8 protein-coding genes and 1 pseudogene are annotated in these 16707 nt (G+C 64.5%); 2 read left to right on the top strand and 7 right to left on the bottom strand.

What is annotated here, in order from left to right:
- Positions 1–689: 689 nt before the first annotated feature.
- Positions 690–1266: pseudogene (locus ACTEI_RS38870) on the bottom strand (IS256 family transposase); the annotation flags it as partial.
- A 144-nt stretch (positions 1267–1410) separates the two neighbouring features.
- Here ACTEI_RS38870 and ACTEI_RS36715 point away from each other — a divergent pair.
- Positions 1411–2220 carry a pentapeptide repeat-containing protein gene (locus ACTEI_RS36715; protein ID WP_145831116.1) on the top strand — a complete coding sequence of 270 codons (810 nt, stop codon included), beginning with the start codon at positions 1411–1413 and terminating at the stop codon, positions 2218–2220.
- Here the strand turns inward: ACTEI_RS36715 and ACTEI_RS04035 are convergent.
- Genes ACTEI_RS04035 through ACTEI_RS04020 form a run of 4 tightly spaced genes read right to left on the bottom strand, consistent with a single transcriptional unit; the run spans position 2153 to position 10619 of the window.
- The gene (locus ACTEI_RS04035; RefSeq protein ID WP_164465827.1) at positions 2153–4837 is read right to left on the bottom strand and encodes a pPIWI_RE module domain-containing protein; all 2685 of its coding nucleotides are present in this window, start codon (positions 4835–4837) and stop codon (positions 2153–2155) included. The two genes, ACTEI_RS36715 and ACTEI_RS04035, sit on opposite strands and share 68 nt — an antisense overlap.
- A gap of 1 nt (position 4838) precedes the next feature.
- Positions 4839–8237 carry a pPIWI_RE_Z domain-containing protein gene (locus ACTEI_RS04030; protein WP_122976408.1) on the bottom strand — a complete coding sequence of 1133 codons (3399 nt, stop codon included), beginning with the start codon at positions 8235–8237 and terminating at the stop codon, positions 4839–4841.
- A complete protein-coding gene (locus ACTEI_RS36710; RefSeq protein ID WP_145831117.1) occupies positions 8230–9261 on the bottom strand; it encodes a pPIWI_RE_Y domain-containing protein in 1032 nt (343 codons plus the stop codon). Before ACTEI_RS36710 ends, ACTEI_RS04030 begins: the two co-directional genes overlap by 8 nt.
- Positions 9258–10619 carry a PD-(D/E)XK nuclease family protein gene (locus ACTEI_RS04020; RefSeq protein ID WP_203723590.1) on the bottom strand — a complete coding sequence of 454 codons (1362 nt, stop codon included), beginning with the start codon at positions 10617–10619 and terminating at the stop codon, positions 9258–9260. The genes ACTEI_RS36710 and ACTEI_RS04020 overlap by 4 nt, the downstream gene beginning before the upstream one ends.
- Before the next feature lie 240 nt (positions 10620–10859).
- Between ACTEI_RS04020 and ACTEI_RS04015 the strand changes: the two genes are divergently transcribed.
- Entirely contained in the window at positions 10860–11759 is a 900-nt protein-coding gene (locus ACTEI_RS04015; protein WP_122976405.1) for a serine/threonine-protein kinase, read from the top strand.
- Here the strand turns inward: ACTEI_RS04015 and ACTEI_RS04010 are convergent.
- Together ACTEI_RS04010 and ACTEI_RS04005 are read right to left on the bottom strand one after the other, a co-directional pair.
- The gene (locus ACTEI_RS04010; protein WP_164465826.1) at positions 11740–14436 is read right to left on the bottom strand and encodes an AfsR/SARP family transcriptional regulator; all 2697 of its coding nucleotides are present in this window, start codon (positions 14434–14436) and stop codon (positions 11740–11742) included. The two genes, ACTEI_RS04015 and ACTEI_RS04010, sit on opposite strands and share 20 nt — an antisense overlap.
- Positions 14437–15416: 980 nt before the next feature.
- Entirely contained in the window at positions 15417–16571 is a 1155-nt protein-coding gene (locus ACTEI_RS04005) for an acyl-CoA dehydrogenase family protein (RefSeq protein WP_122976403.1), read from the bottom strand.
- Positions 16572–16707: the final 136 nt, after the last annotated feature.

Here is a 16707-nt window from a genome sequence, read left to right as displayed (position 1 = left end):
GCCCTCGCCAACGAGCACCCGGAGCCGGAGCCACCATGTTGCTGACCGCAGCCGACCGCGTCCTGGTCACCCTGATCTATCTCCGGCAGATCTGCTCCCAGAAGGTCCTCGCCGAGCTATTGGCCGTCAACCCGACCTCGATCGGCAACGCCATCGCCGACACCCGCACCCTGCTGGAACAGCACAAATATGCCGTCATCCCAACGAAGCTACGCTGCAACAGCGTTTCGCAGCTCCTCGACTTCCTGGACGGCAGTACCCCGCCGATTCCCGCCGAGGTACTGCTCGATCTACTGACAGATCCCCGGCTGACCGGGATGACCCGCCCACAGCTGACCGCCCTGCTGGACCGACTCCGACTACCGCACAACGCCCAGGTCGAACATCGCCGCTACCACCGTCGCGGCCGGAATCCCCTGCCCGGCACCCGCGGCGGCGTGTTCAAGCAGAAACTCACCGACCCCGAGCGGGTCCTCGCCGCGATCCTCTACCAGCGACGAGTCTGCACCCGGCAAGTCCTGGCCGACCTGTTCAAGGTCGGCCCCCGGACCATCGGCAGCATCCTCATCGACATCCGACCACTGCTTGACCAAGCCGGCCTCCAACCCACACCCGCCGATATCCGCTACCGCTCCGCGACAGTGCTGCGGGACGCAAGCAGCGGCGACACGCCAACTTGATTTGATACAGCTCCAGCGCGTGCGGCATCTCTGCCAGCCGGCGCCGGGCAGGTTGGCTGCGATCGCGTCGACCAGGCCGGCGTGCGCGTCGGAGGTCACGAGCAGGACACCGGTGAGGCCGCGGGCGACCAGGTCGGCGAAGAACGCGTTCCAGGCCTGTTTGGTTTTGCTGGTGGCGACCTTGACGCCCAGAACCTCGCGGTGCCCGTCGGCGTTGACGCCGGTCGCGACGAGTACGACGGCGTTGACGACGCGGCCCTGTCCCGGACTTTCATGGTCAGGGTGTCGGCGGCGACGAAGGTGAACGGCCCGGACTCGTGCAGGGCCGGGTCCGGAACGCGTAGACTTGTTCGTCGAGGTCGGCGGCCATCCGTGACACCTGCGACTTCGACAATGACGTGATCCCCAGTGATTGCACGAGTTTGTCCATCCGGCGGGTGGAGACGCCGAGCAGGTAGCAGGTCCCGACCACGCTGACCAGGGCGGCCTCGGCCCGCTTGCGGCGTTCGAGCAGCCATTCCGGGAAGTAGGAGCCGGAGCGCAGTTTCGGGATGGCGACGTCGATGGTGCCGACGCGGGTGTCGAGCTTCGTGGGCAGGGCACTCCCACCCAGAGCGGACATCCCGCCGGGGCGACAGCTCGTGCCGTCATCACCGTCCTGCGGGACAAGCTGTCACATCCCGGCGACCTGCACTGGCTGGACCTCTCCATCGATCTAAGCGGAGCGACCGTGTACGACCTGGACCTCACATCCTGCCTGTTCAGGACGGGTCGTTTCGTGGGAACGACCTTCGAGGGCGCCACGTCGTTCATGCTGACCGAGTTCAGTGCCAGACTCGACCTGACTGGCGCGCGCTTCAACGGCCAGGCCAACTTCACAATGGCCGATATCAACGGCAGCATGGAGTGCACGCGGGTTACCTTCGCGACGGGCGCTGCATTTGACAACGTAAGGGTCCGTACCGTCGTCTTCGACGGGACGGTATTCATGGCAGACGCGGACCTTCGCTTCGCCGACATGACGGCAGCTGCCTCCTTCGCCGGCACCAAGTTCCGGGGCAACTTCACTCTGGCCGCCCGCCGTCCCCGAACCTTCGTAAACCTGGCCGGAATTTCGGTGCGCGGGACACTCGACATTTCAGCGCTCCACAGGCCGACCCTGACCACGGTGGAAGGCGCCCGGGTCACCCAGCCTGAACTGACACACCGATGTACACCCGACCTAACCATCGACGACCGCAACGGCTGCCTTCTTCTAACCACTGACCGGCAACCAGCTGTCGTACTTGGACGACAGCGCCACGATGATGGCGAAAGGACCGGCGACCCTCGCCGCGGTGAGTGCGTTCGCGACCTCGAAGACGTGGAGAATCTTGTCCAAGCGACGCACAGCTTGTCCTTGACGACCGCGATTATGCGGGCCATCTCATCCTACGCCACGTCGCAACCCGCTCCACCGAGGTTAGGAATGCTCAGCCTTCTGCCTCCTCTGGAGGAACCGGCAGAACATAGTCCTCAGCCAGTTTGGCCAGGTGCATAGGCAGCGGACGCGCCAGCGGGACATAGTCGTCATGGAAACGCAGCTGGTGCGCTACAGCGGCCCAGGACGACGGCTGATCCGGTTCGATGCCATCTCGACCTGCATCGGCGAGCGCCTTTTCGGACAGGCAGCCCACCACAAGTAATTCCAGGTACTGCGGATTCCAAGCATGCACGGACGGCCCTTTCGGCCAGTCCGGATGCGGCCCGAGTTTCATCGTGCCGTTGGGCTGCTTGGCGGTGTGCGGCTTATCAGTGAGGCTCACGAAGACCCTATTGTCGGCCAATCCGTCAGTCTCCCTCCACAAGCCCGTCGTCAAGCCCGCTGAACGCTCGCCGTGACTTGGCGCATACCACTGCGGCACCTCGCCACGACCAGCGCTGTCGCGTGTCAGGACGAAACGCAGATCGGGGCCGTAGACCGCGACACGCTGCGGTTCGTCTCCGCCGAATCCGAGCTGATCGATGGTGAGGGAGCCGTTGCTCAGCCACTGCCAGGAGCTTCGAAGATTTGCGGCGTTGCCGAGCAGGAGCGTCGGTTCGGCCCTGATCCGGAAAAGGATGTTCCGAATGTGTCTTTCAATATCCTCGCGCTGCTCCTGCGGCGTCCGCTCTTGGTGCCCATGTCGATTGTCGTCGTCGGCCGCAACGACTTCGACCTGCCTTGCCAGCTTGAGCAGCAACTGCGGGTACGGCACCCAATCCTTCCTGTCCTCGTCCCATCCGGTGATCGGGTGCGGATCATCACCGGGGCGCATCCGTACCGCGACGAGCTGCTCTCCGGCGGTACGAGTGGGGCCACCGCGTCGACGTCGCACCACCCAGAGCGCAACGTACTGCAAGTCCTCGGGGATCGCGGCTCCGACTCTTCGATCGGGAACCGTGACCGCTCCGAGTTGGCGCAGCCCGTCCAGGACGGTCCAACGGAGCTTGTCCGGCGGGATCTCGCCGGCCGTTTTCTCCGCGACGAGGAATTTCGTGAGCCGGCCGGTGGCTGCGAATCCGAGCCGCAGCGCAAACTTCGGATCCGAATCGTCGGGATATAGCTTTTTGGGATTGATCTCGGCAAAGGTGATACTCGTGCCGTCCGGATTTGACTCGAAGCGCTCCGCTACCGCTGCCTGGCGTGCCCTGATTCCTTCACCGAGGGTCGCTGCCGCGGTCAGACCACCTCGCCTGGACAGGTCGAGTGCGGCACCGAGCTTACCGAGTTCCGCCGATCGGATCCGGATGTGCAGGCCACGGAAATGCCACTCCTGATCATGCTGGTCATGATCGGTTCTGGCAGGGAAGCCGAGCACATCGGCTAACGCGGCAAGCAACTGCTTACGGGTTGTCGAGAATTGCCACAGGATGTCGATATTCAGCGGCTTGCCGGCCAAACACGCGGCTAGCGCCTCTCGCCTGGCGGCCGCGATCGTCTGGGTCGCCGCAGTCTGCACCTCAGAATCCGCAGACTTAGGTGGTTTTTTGAACAGCTGCGGCTTGTGTGTCTCGAGGGTACGTTCGAGATCCGGTGCCCGGCGCAGCAGAGGCCGAAGTCCCTCCTCGACCCATCCGTCGAGCAACGCGCGCTCGCCGGGGAAGAAGCCGGCCTCGACCTCATGATCAGTTCTACCGTTGCGGTGAATGACACCCGCGGCAACCGCATCTCGTCCCTCCAACCAGGTGCGCGGCTCCCGAATGATGTCCATCGCGTCCGGGAATGTCCGCATGATGTCAAGGTCGGGCAGTAAATGGGCCGGGCTGTACCGGAGCCAATCCACGCGGCGCAGGTCCCGCCGGTAGCCGATCTGATGCGTGATCAGGCGCGCAGCACGCATGTTGGTCGCCTCTGCCCACGGCAGGGGCACATCAAGCATCACGCCGACCGGTTGGCTGCCGAACACGTCGATCGCGGAATTGGTCGTCCATCTCCGGATGCCGCTTTCGACATGGACACGGTAGCCGGGGCGAAACGGAGCGGTATGTAGGGTGATCGTGATAGACGCAGAGTAGAACCATTCCCGCCCTTTGGCCGCATACCGCTGGGGTGGCCAAGACACTAGTTGGGTGCCCTGATCACGGTCGACCACGCGGAATCGGATGTCCCGATCGAGGCCGGCCGGCCGGTATCGACGCGCGGCAAGCCGGGCCGCGAGGACATCGGGCACCAGAGAATACAGCCGACGCTCCGGAACGGCAGTGCCGCCCGATGACAGCGCGGCGCTTCCGAGTTGCACGCGATCGGTGGTCCACGCGGGCACCGTGTCGTACATGGCTCCGAGCACCTCGATAGCCCGCTCCTCATCGGCGTATCCGCCGAGTACCCACGCGGTCACCAGGGGTGCGACGACATCTTCGGGGACTGGTGACAAAGCATAGATCCAAGGAACTTCCGAGTTGGTGCCTGCGTGACGGCCGGTAGCCACGACACCTGGTGCCATCGCGCGCAACAACGCGTTGAGCTGTTTGACATGCGGAGTGAAGGGTCGGTCGCGCTTCGGGTGTCGCAGGCGGTCGAGCTGCAGCAGTTGGGTGCGCCACTGCTCGCTGAAGGCGATGACGTGGAGGTCCTCCTCCCACGGAGCGAAATCCGGGTCGGGTTCGTAAGCGGTGGGACGGAGCAGTTGGTACACCTCAGTTCCTTTCCGGGGATTGCTCGATGCATCGGGAGAGTGCAAGCCAAAGCGGCCGGTAGAGGGAGTCGACGATGAATCGGTCATGGTCCGACACGGTCGAGCCCTCGGTGAAGTACGGCCGCAGCACGTGCAGGACACTGCTCAGCAGGCTCGTCTCTCTCGTGTCAGGTTGACCGGGGATTCCGGCACGCCCGGGCGCGAATGCTGCGTCGACGAAAACGACCCGGGCGGGCACGTCGCCGCGTACCAAGCGCCCGATAACCTGCCACATGAGAACCAACAAGTCCCAGGTAACGCTGTCCCGGTCCTCGCGCAGCCGGCTCCAAGCAAGCGAACGGGCGAGGACGGCGTACCACTTTGAGCGTGCCAACTGACGAACCTTCCGGGCAGCTCGGTCGAGACTGTCTTCGCCGCGTACCCAACTCGTGAATGCGCCCTTGTCCATGGACCGCACGATCCAGTCGTTGACCGCGTGGACGGCCAGGAAGATGTCGTCCGGCCGGGGATTCGGCCGAACGAGGAAGTAGGCCGTTCCGATCGCAGCCTGCTGGTGCACGTTCAGGATGTTGTGCCCCCGTTCGACCGCAAGCAGCGGCGCGACCAGGATGTCCGCTCCGCTCTGCTCCAGTACGTCAACATCGCCGCGGCGCAGGATCGGGGCATGGCGATCGTCCTCGGGGTCGATCTCCATGGTGTCGTCGTGATCGGGCACAAGTCGTACAACCTTGCCGTTCCGCCATCGTTCACTGATCTGGTGCAGTTCGTCGGCGACGACCGCCGTCTCGTGATAGCTACCGACAAGCAGCAGAATTCGCCGCCGTTCCTCCGGGAGGGAACCCAACTCCTGCTCCAGTCGGCTCTCTTCGCCGTCCATCGACTCGCCGAGCCGGCGGGCTATCCGCCGCAGTACCTGCTCACGCTCGCCGGGCCGGCTACCCGAGACCGCGAGAGGTTCGTTACCGACGTGGAAGAACTCGAAGCGCATCGCAGTGTCGGTGATGTCCAGCCGTTTGGGGTCAGACGGCGATGCGCCGAGATCCGTGACCGCCGGATCCGGTCGTGGCCGCAGGATGACACCAACGGGGACCGCAATGTGATAGCGACTCGATGTACCTGCCCAACTGCTGCCCGACATCAGCAGGACGTTGGTGGGCGGGCGGCCGTCGATTTCAGCAAGACCCGGCATGGCGCGTAGGAGCTCACGCCCGACCCCGATACAGCGGAAGAATCGCAGTTCCCCCGTCTGCACTCCATCTCGGTCGGGGCCATTGACAACGAATTGAAAGCCGACCACGTTGCCCATGGGAGATTCGGGGATGATCGGACGGTAGTCGTCAGGGCCTCGGTACATCTGGTTGAACTCGAGACGAAGTACGGCCTGCACCCGTGGCCACATGGCATTGACCATGGAAAGCTTTCGCTCCAGGACGGCCAGTAGAAGGGTGAATTCAAATCGGGGACAAACTCGGTCCAGTTGTTCTCGCAGAGACACGGAATCGTCATCGTCACCCTCGGCGGACGGGGATTCCGCCCCGGTCCGCTCTGAGCCGAGGCGGAACAGCTCGGTCACGAGAGAACGGAGGCGAGCGCGCGTCCGACGTGGGCGGCCGGTGTGCAATAGCTCCTCGGCCAGCCGGATCAGATCCGTATCGGTACCCGGATCTCGTTCGTCACCCAGCGGGTCGTCCCGGAACGCGTCCAGCATTTCGGTGAGTCTTCTGCGAGCCTCAAGGCCCTGATCCTTGTCCGGGTACTGCTCGTCGATCAGCCGCAGCTGAAGTGACCATGCGTTGAAGTGGCCGATCCTGACCCAGTCACGCATTTCACGGCTGCCGACCAACATTGCATAAAGCCGGTCGGTGGCGGTAACGACCACATTGACCGCAGCGGTCCAGTCGGCAACAGCGCGAACAGACAGCTGCCTCCGCCCGGCAGCAGCGAGTTCCTGGATCCGGTGCGTGTTCAACTCGTCGAGCAGGGAGCGGCCACTGCCCGCTGTACCCACGAGGGTTACGGACGGTGCAAACATCTGATCGAGCTGCATCTGAACCCGATCGGCCTCGTCCACGATCACCAAGTCGCTGCGCCGACAAGCGAGTTCGAGGTAGCGGACGCGTTCCCCGTTCTGCGGCCGGGGCACCGACGCCTGGATCAGGCCCGCCGGCGTTGTGACCCAGATGCGAGCCTCAACGAGCGCTCGCGCGCTGTGCTGTCTTGGGCATTCCTCCCAGTACGGACAGGCCGCCCGGTTGCGGACCCAACTCTCGGCGCCGACTCGGCGGACATTCGGCCTGGCAGCGTAAAGGGTGCTGCATGGTGCCTCCCCGTACGGCAGCGGATCTAGCTCCGGGGACAGCAGCGTATTGATGACGCAGGAGGTGGACAGGTACTGAAAACCGGGATTGTCGTGCGCCAGGAGACTGGTCTGGCCACGGCTCGCCAGCCGCCGGTGCAGCCGCTGCGCATGTTCCTCGCGTCCGGTGGCGCCGATCAATGGAGCGGCTACGCCCGTTCCGAGGTGCCTGTTGTAAAGGTCGACAAGTTTGAGCACCTCGGCGACGTCGCCGACAACGACCGTTACTCGCATGTCATGCTTTTGGACGAGGTGGATCGTGATGATGTCACGGATGGTGCTCTTGCCCGCGCCCACAATGCCGAGAAGATGCTGAATCCGGTTTACGGAGAAGGTGTCGCTGCCCCGAAACCGCTCGTCGCTCTCCGTGACGAAGCCGGTCCGGCGCAGGCGACCGGCCCAATCTTGGGGCTCCCGAAGGTCCATTGCGGTGGCTGTCGCTTCGAGATCGGTCCGGTTGAAGGTCAGCGGGGCGCCGGTGCCCATCGGCGCCAGCGCCAGATCATGCGGGCGAGGGGGAATCGATCCGTGTTCCGGCAGGGTGACGACGACTTCCGTCTGCCCGACCTGGAAACGATGGCGTCCGGGCTGCGCGGGCGCCAGGGGCAATTGCTTGAACGGTGGAGCTTCCCGGATCAGCTGGTCGTACTGTTCGATTCGGCCCGGTGCGATGAGTGGCGCCTGGAGGACGGCGGGAGCGGCCCGATCGGTCACATCGAACAGGCGCAGCCTCGGGTCGAAATCGGAGTACTGGTCGAGAAGCTCATCCCAGGCAACCCACCGCGTATACGGCCACAAGGTATAACGTGCGGCCTGAAGTGCCCGGTCAGCGTCGGCAACACCCCAAGCCTGAGCGAATGGGTACCCGCTGAACAACGGCCAGGTGTCAGACACCGGCGCGTCCCGCATCAGCCTCCGCTGGAGGTACAGACCTAACTCGACCTCGCAGAGCAATATCAACTCGGCCCTGGTCATCAAAGGAACGGCAGCTGTCTCGGCCATCGCGTCCAGCACGGGACCGAGCACGGTTTCGGCATCACGCATCGTCTTTTCCCATCCGTGCATCAACCGCCAGACCAACCAATTCGTCGTCTGAGAGAAGAGTGATGTCAGCAGCGGCACCGACCGCGTCGGCGAAGGTCTCCCGGTAGTCAGCGACCCGGTCAAAGAGCCTCTGCGGCACCACGACCAGCGAATCGGGCCAGCGCAGCGCGTCGATCGCCAGCAGTCCGGGTTCGATCCGGTCGGCGACGTGGACGATGCGCTTGCCGCGCAGCGGCCGATCCAGTTCATGCGTTCCCTCGATGGGGTCGACGAGTCTGAACCCAGCACCGATCGCAGCGAGTTTCTCGCCTAACTGCCGCTCCGTGCGACCAGGAAGGCTTAGAAATAGTCGCAGCGGAGCGATCAACAACCGAACGTGCTCTTCCGCCCGATATCGGGCAGGAGGCTTGTCTCGCGGGCAGAGTTCACCTTCACACCAATCGACCCGCGGGCCTACAAGATGTGCGAGAAGACCACACGTCGGGCACCTCCCAACGCGACGATCGGAGAAGTACCCTTTGGCCGGGGGTTCATAGAGGCCCTTGACTCGTTTCCAGGTCGCCATCGCGACGAGGTCGCGGCGGACCAGGCCATCGGTCACGACCGGGTGGTCGATGAGGAAGTTGCGGGCACGTTGCGTCGAACTTGACGCGTCGACGGTCGTGGCGAGTTGTCGAACTGCTTCACGGGCTGCAGGAGCGGCATCCCCGGCCAACTCGAAGCAGGTGCGGGTGGGTCTGCGTACGGCCGGATCGATGAGCAGTGCTCCGGGGCGGAGCCTGCCTGCCGCAATCGGAAACGGCCATTCGCTGGGCGTCCGTCGCGTGCACCAACTCACCAGGTCAGGAATGCCGGTCGGCGGAGGTTCAGATCGCTCCAGGCACAAGCGGACGATCCGATCCAGGGTGTGCTGCGCCAGGGGTGGGTACGGCAATGAGATCGCCCCCGCGATACTGGACTCCGAGAGTTCGAGCATTGCCCGGGCGACCGTGCTGAGCAGGCGAATGCCTTCCTCCTCGTTCATGCCCCAATCGCCACCCGGGCCGAGCACCACCGAGATACCTCGCAGCGACCACATTCAGCACCTGGTACGGCCGTAAAGTGATCATCGGCGTGCCATGCTCGAACGTGCTCCAACAGCACTCGCTTTGCCCTTTCCCGGACCCCGACGGTGAAGGGGTCGAGCATTGTCAGATCCGCGCCACCGGGCCGCAGCACCTCCAGCTCAACTCGTCCACGGCCACCGCCCAAGGCGCCCCGGGCAAGAAGGAGGACCCCGAGAGCCAACTGGGGATACTCAGCCAAGACATCTGTGGCCCGGCGTCGGTTGCTCGCCGACGTCTTGACCTCGCGCCAGACCCAGGTTCCCCGTTCCTGGTAGAGCAGATCTGGTTTTGCGAGAACGACCACGTCGGAGTCGGTGTCGTCGTAGACCAGGTCCGGTTCGGTCCGTACCTCGGTGGCGTGGCGCAGCGGGCACACATCGGCGTGGTGCCGAAGCAGCAGCCGGCCCAGTTCGCGCTCGGACTCCGGCAGGTCGAATGGCGGAGGCGCCCAGTTCGCTGGAACTTCCGACGCGCACGGATCGTTGTCGCCGCGCGCATGACAGCGTTCCAAGGACGCATGCACTGCTCGCCCGCGCTCGGCAGCGGGGCTGCGCTCGACCGCTGCCTCGACCGGGAGGCGATGCTGGCGTAGATGCGCTCGCGCCGGACAAGCCCGATATGACCGTGCGTTGGTGGGGGACCAACTGCGCCGCGGACGCGTGCGATCAGCAATACCGAGCAGGCCGGGTGCGCGGGACAAGGCTGGACACACCACAGCGAACTGACAGTCCGCACACGTCGCTCCGGGGCGATACTCCTGACTGTCGACGATCGCCCCGAGCGCCTTGCGCCCGTGTCGGCGGTACATGTCCTCCGCGTCCGCAACAGTACCGTCGAATATCGGGTCGACACTCCCTTCCAGCATCCCGAACTGCCGGATCCGAATCCGCTTTGGGGTCGGCCCCGGCTTGCCTCGCGCGACGACGATGGCCGCTACGGCGATCTCCGCCTCAGCTCTGACCCGTGTATTCCGGCGGTTGGCGATTAACCGCAGCTCGCGAGTCTCCCCATCGGAGGAGGTATAGCAGCGACCCCAAACATTGATCTCGTAGGTACGGGCGCCACGGTCATCGGGCACGCTTAGCCGGGTTCGGTGCGTCCATCGGCCTCGTAACGGCAACAGCTGCTCGCGATTGTCGCCGAAGCGGTCGACATACCCGCGCACCGCATGCCTGGTCCATTGCATGATCCCGTCGTGGACCGGACGATCCGTCCGCTCCCCGATGGCGCGCAAAGCCTGTTCCACCGTGAAATGCCGGTCTTCGATCAAGTCCATGGCGGACATGAACGGTCCGGCCGGGAACGACTCCAGAAGTTCTCGCTTGCGGCTGGGATGTCCCGGTACATAGCGGTTCGGCCTGGCTGCCATCGCGTCGCGGGCGGGACAGCGATACTGCTGTGGGCCAAGAACCCCAAGTGATACCCGAATGAGAGTCGAGTCACCGGCCAACCCGTCTGGTGGTCGCCACGCTGCCATACTGATTACTCGCTTTCGTGATTCAGCCGGGAGTACGGGATGTTCAAGACAGGTGCCGTCATCGACGGACGATTCGTCCTCGAACGGCAGGTGGGAGCCGGTAACTCAGGTCTGGTGTTCGCCGCGTTCGATCGTCGACGCCGCGCCACGGTCGCGCTGAAGGTCCAGCCGCCGCGGACCTTCGACTCCACTGATGACTTCCAATACGCGAGCGAAAGGCTCCTGGCGGACCTGAAATGGATCGAGCAGCTTAAGGGCGTCCGCGGCATACCCTCGATTCACGAGGAGGGGCGGTTCGCCGGCCGGTCGTACCTCGTAATGGACCTTGTCGAGGGGGTCTCGCTCGCCACGCTGATCGATAAAATCAAGCCGGTTCATACACAACTTGCCGTAAGCGTGCTGGCTCAACTCTGTGACGTGCTTACCCAAGTACACAACCGGGGACTCGTGCACTGCGACGTAAAACCTGACAACATAACAGTCGATTGGAGTGGTGCGGTGTGGCTGCTTGATCTGGGCAGCGTCAAGCAAAACGGAGAGCAAATCGACGAGCCGATCGGCACGCCCGGATATGCACCTCCCGAGAATCACACACTGACCTCTCCGACCTCTCGATTTGACATCTACTCGCTCGGCGCCACAATATTCGAAATGTGCATCATGCGCCTGCCGTACCAGAATCACGAAGGGCCACCGAAAGCCGATATCGCACAGTTTCCTTCCGATTTGCAGATCAATATGAATGAGACCCTTCTCGGTATCGGGCTCGATATGGTGGCCTTCGATCCGGTGCGTCGCCCCGCCAGCGCCTCCGTCGTCCGCGCCGCGATCGAAACGTTGCTGCCGACTCTCGGGGAGCCACGACATCCCAGGGCGCCCGACCCCGACCCCGCAGAGTGGTACCGCCACGGCTGCCATCTCACGCACCGAGGGTCCTGAGCCGGGCTTCCGCCGCGTCAATGCCGCCGATGTCACCGAGGCCTTCGAAAAGATCCCGCGCTCGACGGAGCACGTCGCAGGCCTCGTCGACCTCATACAATTCGAGCTGGCTATCGGCGAGTTCGATGAGCAAGCGAGCTTCTCGACTGCGGTAATGCAACTCCCGATACCTTTCAGCGGCATCACGGAAGTAGATAATCGCGCGGGCCGGATTTCCGGCGGCGGCGTGAATCCGACCGAGGCCGGCAACCGTATTCGCTCGTCCGTTGTGGTCAGAACTCTCGTCGAACAGGATCCGGGCGGCCTCACCGTATTCCTGCGCGCCAACGAGGTCGCCGGCGTCGAGTCGAGCATCGGCAAGGCCCGCGAGGGCATGCGCCTCGCCGTCGATAGAGCCGAGCTTACGAAAGATGTTAAGAGCGAGTTCATACTGCATGATTGCGGCCTGGGTCTCGCCTGCCTCACGTTGCAACAACGCCAACTGCTGATACGCAAAGGCGACGCCTAGCTTGTCGCCTGCCTCCTCGCCTATGGCGACGGCCTGCCTCAGCTCCTCCCGGGCGAGCTCGCACTCGCCCAAACCGCGCAACGAACCGCCGAGAACGCGCCGAATCGCTGTGCGGACGTCAGGGTCGGCCGAGCGGTCGGCGGCGATGGCGGCCTGACGCAGATAGCGTTCGGCATCGGCATATCTGCCGGTCCGCCACTGGAAGGTGACGAGCACCAGGGCAAGCATCCAGCAGTACCGGTCGATCCCAAGTTCACCCGCCCGCCGAACGGCCGTGGTGAGGGTCGCATATTCACCGTCCAGCCAGTTCATCGCCTGCTCGAGCGACGCTTGCGGGCCCAGTTCACCCAGACCGGGGTCGGGCATAGGCAACAGCCGATCAGGGGCCAGCACCCGATCGCATGCGTGGGCATTGCGAAGCAGATAGCCGTAGACACGTTCGATCGCGTCGGCGCGTTCGCGGGCCGACAATCGTTGCGCGGACTCGCTCGCGTGCAGTCGTACCAAATCATGCAGCGCGTACCGGTCGACGGTGGGAGCCTCGACGAGATTGGCGGCCACCAGCCTCTCGATACTGGACAGGGCCTGATGGCGGTCGGCGCAGAGTGCTACGACTGCCTTCCAGCCGATAGTCGGACCAGGGTGCACGGCCAGCCGAGCCAGAAGTCCCGCCGCTGGCCGGGTCAATACCTTGGTCGAAGCATTGAGGGCTGCCCGGATATCGAGTTCGTTGGCACGAAGTCCGAGCGTGTCAAGCCGGCTTCGCTCGTCCCGCAGCAGAGCAGTGACTTCGGTAAGTGTTTCCCAGCGCCTTCCCCGCAAGCGGGCGGCCACGATCGACAACGTGAGCGGGAGCCCGCCACACAGCGCGGCGACCTCCTCGATCTCAGCCTCGGCGTCGCGTATCCGGACGCTACCGATATCAGCTCGGAGCATCGCCGACGCGTCGGCAACCGCCAGCGGTTCGAGCCTGAACTCGCGGAAGCCGAGTGTCACCTGGAGACTCTCCAAGCTGTCGCGACTGGTCACGATGACGGCGCTCGGACCGTCCCCGGGCAGGAGGGGACGAACGTGCCCGGCGTCTCGTGCGTTGTCGAAGACGACCAACGCACGACGCGTCGACATGGTCGTCCGAAATGTGTTGATCATGCTGTCCAGCGTGGGCAGCGGCGATTCCACCCCCAAATCGGCCAGGAGAACGGCGAGGGTCTGGCTGGCCCGCTCAGGCCTTAGGGTTTGCCCGTAACCGCGAAGGTCGGCGTAGAAGACGCCGTCCGGGAAGGCCTGCACCGCGGCCCCCGCCCAGTGGTTCACCAACTCGGTCTTGCCGACACCGGCCATGCCCGTTACCGCGACACGGCGAACGTCCATTCCGGGTTCCAGGAGCGCCTCGTTCAACATCACAATCTGTTCGTCTCGGCCGAACAGACTCGGTCGGCGCATAGGCACCTGCCGAGGCGCCAGCCGCGTGGCGGTGCGAGGAGCTCGCCGCCGTCTGTGCTCCGTGTACCAACGCTGAATTCGTGCCGGCGGCAGCCCGTACCGGTCGACGTGGTTCGTGTAGAAGCCCTCGACATCCGCATCGCCGGTCCCCCACCGCCAGCGCAACTCGATCTCGAACAATGGCCAGTTGTTCGGTCGCATCTCGCGGGCTCGTCGTAGTTCGTAGCGAAATCCCGCGGGATCGGAGTTTTCCAAAACTTGCAAGAGCAACTTGACTGCCTTGACATGTTCCTTGGCTAGTTCGGCCCGCTCCTTCGCGAAGTACTGGTTCTTCACGCCGATGAGGGCTTCCGCCTGCCACTCCTTGAGCGCCTCGCGCAGTATCGTCGCGCGTTCTTGGCCGCCCCGGCTTCGGGCGTGCTTGACGCCGTCCTGGAAGCGGTAGTAGTCAATGTCGGCTCGGTCGAAAGCGGTGACGACCTGCCCGCTTAACCTGCGAGGCGGCAGCTGATCGGGCATTGATCGGCGAAGAGCAGTCACCGCCTGTCGCAGTGCCATAGGCCGGCTGCGACCGTCCGGCCACATGCGGCTCATCAGGTATTCGGTGTCGACCGGCTGGCTCGGCGCCAGGACGAGCGCGGCAAGAAGCACTAACTGCTGCGGCGGCAGGTGGAGACGATGGCCATCGTGGTTGACATGGACAGGGCCGAGCAGGTGAACGCGCATCATGCTCCATGAACGCAATGATCGACGACAGCAGGAGTGGTTCGGCATTCCGATCGTCGCAGCTGTGTCCAGCTTTTTGCTCACTCGTCGCTCACAGCGGTAACCGGCCCTTAGCCGATCCGCCTGGCACACTTCGCATCGACCGATTTCGCCTCGGACCGCGAACGAAGCCGAGGTGGCTACCCAAGGGGGTTACATGCGCAAGCTCCGCACTCTGAACCGGACGGGTCTGCACCCGGTCGCGCCAGCCTCGAGCCGGCCGGGTACCTGGCCGCCGCACAAGAAGCGACGAAAGGGCTCCCGGCCGGGTACGGCCAGCCCGGCCGCACCCAAGCCGGCGTCGCCGTCCACGCGCATGGCCGTTTATGGCATGTGCGCCTGAAATGATCAAAGGCCAGTCGGCCGGGCTCGACCCCGCCGACTGGCCTTAACTTAAGATCGCCCGGATCGGGCCAAGTTGCGCGGGCGTCCGGACGCGACGCTGGTGGCACAGGTTGGGCGACGGACCGCTGACTCGCCAAGTCACGGCACCTTGCCACCAACATCAAGCCGAAGATCACTCACCGTAACCGATGATCATTCAATGCCCGCTGGGGATGCCCAGTAGCTCTTTGCTCCAGGTAAACCCATCCCTCGGAGCGCAGTCACAGGCTCGGCACAACTGACTGATCGCTAAATTTCCATCGAGCGATGGACGTGCCCAGGATTTGCCCAGCACGCCAACCGAAGACAACCACGAACGACCGAAGACGAACCAAGCAGACCGAGGAAGGCATGCCGCAACGGCAACGCCACCAAGAAAACGGCTGAGCTGTGCAAACGTCACCGGTCGACCGTCGATAGCGCCCGCCATCAGCGTCCCGCAACGGCCTTTATCAAAGCTCCGTGAATCGCAGACATCTACGCACGACTCGTAGATGACAGACCGGGGTTGACTACTATCAGCCAACCCAGGTCTGACCTGCTGAAACTCCGCTCGCTTAACCCTTCAAAAGCTGCCGCGCCATCACGATCCGCTGAACCTGGTTCGTACCTTCGTAGATCTGGGTGATCTTCGCGTCGCGCATCATCCGCTCGACCGGGTAGTCGCGGGTGTAGCCGTACCCGCCGAGGATCTGGACCGCGTCCGTGGTGATCTCCATGGCGACGTCGGAGGCGAAGCACTTGGCCGCCGCGCCGAAGTAGGTCAGGTCGGCGTCGCCGCGCTCGCTCTTGCCGGCCGCGGTGTAGGTCAGCTGCCGGGCCGCTTCCAGCTTCATGCCCATGTCGGCGAGCATGAACTGCAGGCCCTGGAAGTCGGCGATCGGCTTGCCGAACTGCTGGCGTTCCTTGGCGTAGCCCAGGGCGAAGTCGAGCGCGCCCTGCGCGATGCCGATGGCCTGCGCGGCGATGGTGACCCGGGTGTGGTCCAGGGTCTTCATCGCGGTGGCGAAACCGGTGCCCTCGGCGCCGATCATCCGGTCGGCCGGGATGCGTACGTTGTCGAAGTAGACCTCGCGGGTCGGCGACCCCTTGATGCCCAGCTTCTTCTCCGGCGCGCCGAAGCTGACGCCCGGGTCGGACTTCTCCACCACGAACGCGGAGATACCGCGCGAGCGGGCGGACGGGTCGGTGACCGCGAAGACCGTGTAGTACTCCGAGACGCCGGCGTTGGTGATCCACCGCTTGACGCCGTTGAGCACCCAGTGGTCGCCGTCGCGCACGGCCCGGGTGGTCATCGAGGCGGCGTCCGAGCCGGCCTCCGGCTCGGACAGGCAGTAGGAGAACATCGCCTCGCCGGCGGCCACCTTCGACAGGTAGCGGCGCTTGAGATCGTCGGAGGCGGACAGGATCAGCGGCATCGTGCCGAGCTTGTTGACCGCCGGGATCAGCGAGGACGCCGCACAGGCGCGGGCGACCTCCTCGATCACGATGGCGGTGGCGAGCGCGTCCGCGCCGGCGCCGCCGTACTCCACCGGGATGTGCGGGGCGTGGAAGTCGGAGGAGCGCAGCGCGTCGTACGACGCCTTGGGGAACTCCCCGGTCTCGTCCGCCTCGGCGGCGTTCGGAGCCACCCGGGCGTCACAGACCTCGCGCACGGCCGCGCGGATGGTCTCGTGGTCCTCCGGCAGCCGATAGGCGTCGAAATCAGACATGCTCGCTTGCCCTTCCCTCTTCAACGGTCCCGACCGCAATGTTACTGGCGCGTAGCGTACGCCGGGCAACCGAAGTTCGCTGTGCCGAATATCGCCGCCGTGCGCGGGCATCCGAGGTCACTGCCGGATTCGGGGT

Origin of the sequence: Actinoplanes teichomyceticus ATCC 31121 (assembly GCF_003711105.1) — a bacterium.
Taxonomy (GTDB): Bacteria; Actinomycetota; Actinomycetes; order Mycobacteriales; family Micromonosporaceae; genus Actinoplanes; species Actinoplanes teichomyceticus.
The sequence above is the reverse complement of the archived record's forward strand: the minus strand, read 5'-3'. Positions and strand labels throughout refer to the sequence as shown.

What these genes read in the sequence shown, in the direction of transcription:
- ACTEI_RS04030 (WP_122976408.1), bottom strand. Translation starts at nt 8,237, where the DNA reads ATGCGTGATGCCGAAACCGTGCTCGGTCCCGTGCTGGACGCGATGGCC.
- ACTEI_RS36710 (WP_145831117.1), bottom strand. Translation starts at nt 9,261, where the DNA reads ATGAACGAGGAGGAAGGCATTCGCCTGCTCAGCACGGTCGCCCGGGCA.
- ACTEI_RS04020 (WP_203723590.1), bottom strand. Translation starts at nt 10,619, where the DNA reads ATGGACTTGATCGAAGACCGGCATTTCACGGTGGAACAGGCTTTGCGC.
- ACTEI_RS04015 (WP_122976405.1), top strand. Translation starts at nt 10,860, where the DNA reads ATGTTCAAGACAGGTGCCGTCATCGACGGACGATTCGTCCTCGAACGG.
- ACTEI_RS04010 (WP_164465826.1), bottom strand. Translation starts at nt 14,436, where the DNA reads ATGCGCGTTCACCTGCTCGGCCCTGTCCATGTCAACCACGATGGCCAT.
- ACTEI_RS04005 (WP_122976403.1), bottom strand. Translation starts at nt 16,571, where the DNA reads ATGTCTGATTTCGACGCCTATCGGCTGCCGGAGGACCACGAGACCATC.